Below are 782 nucleotides of genomic sequence, written 5' to 3'. Positions count from 1 at the left end.
TCGCGGCGATCAGCCGGACCAGCTCGGGCTCCTCGAACTGCTTGGCGGCCCGCTCGTACACCTCGTCCGGCACGAAACCGTCGGTGAGAACGGTGATCGCCTCGGTCAGCTCGATCGCCGCCAGCTCCTTCTCCGTGTAGAAGTGCCGCGACTCCTCCCACGCGGAGAGCTGGATGATCCGCTCCACGCTCTCCCCGGCCGCCAGCGCGTCCTTGGTGTGCATGTCCAGGCAGAACGCGCAGTGGTTGAGCTGCGAGGCGCGGATCTTCACCAGTTCCAGCAGCTTCGGGTCCAGCCCCTGCCGGGCCGCGATGTCCAGCCGCACCATCGCCTTGTACACGTCCGGAGCGTGCTCGCTCCAGTGCAGACGGGGGGCGTGCTCGGCGGCGTACTCGGTGTTCTCGTCCGTGTTCATGCCTCCACCGTAGAAGCCAGGCAACCCAGGAGTATGGTCCATTTCCATGGCGGAAACGTGGGCCACTTCGGGCGTCGACCTGCATCTGGAACCGGCCGGCCCGGGCGGGCTGCGCCGGGGGCTGACCGACGCCCTGCGCGACGCGGTGCGCACCGGCCGGCTGGCCCCCGGCACCCGGCTGCCCTCCTCCCGGGCCCTCGCCGCCGACCTCGGCATCGCCCGCAACACCGTCGGCGAGGCGTACGCCGACCTGGTCGCCGAGGGCTGGCTCACCGCACGGCAGGGCTCCGGCACCCGCGTCGCCGAACGCACCGTGGTCCCGCCGAGCGGCCCCGCCCGCCGGCCCCGCGTCCCGCCCCGGCCCACC

At 72.4% G+C, this 782-nt stretch carries 2 protein-coding genes; one reads left to right on the top strand and one right to left on the bottom strand.

Translation table 11 applies throughout. The features are described from left to right. Window positions 1-415 (bottom strand): carboxymuconolactone decarboxylase family protein (locus CCN72_RS35120; RefSeq protein WP_086812414.1); only part of this gene is annotated, 415 nt, incomplete at its 3' end. 46 nt (window positions 416-461) lie between these two features. On the opposite strand from CCN72_RS35120, the gene CCN72_RS35115 reads away from it, so the two are divergent. Continuing rightward, window positions 462-782 (top strand): GntR family transcriptional regulator (locus tag CCN72_RS35115; RefSeq protein ID WP_143664313.1); only part of this gene is annotated, 321 nt, incomplete at its 3' end.

The organism is Streptomyces murinus (assembly GCF_002154555.1).
Lineage (GTDB): Bacteria > Actinomycetota > Actinomycetes > Streptomycetales > Streptomycetaceae > Streptomyces > Streptomyces murinus.
Note: the sequence above shows the minus strand (reverse complement) of the source record. Positions and strands in the feature narration are given on the sequence as shown.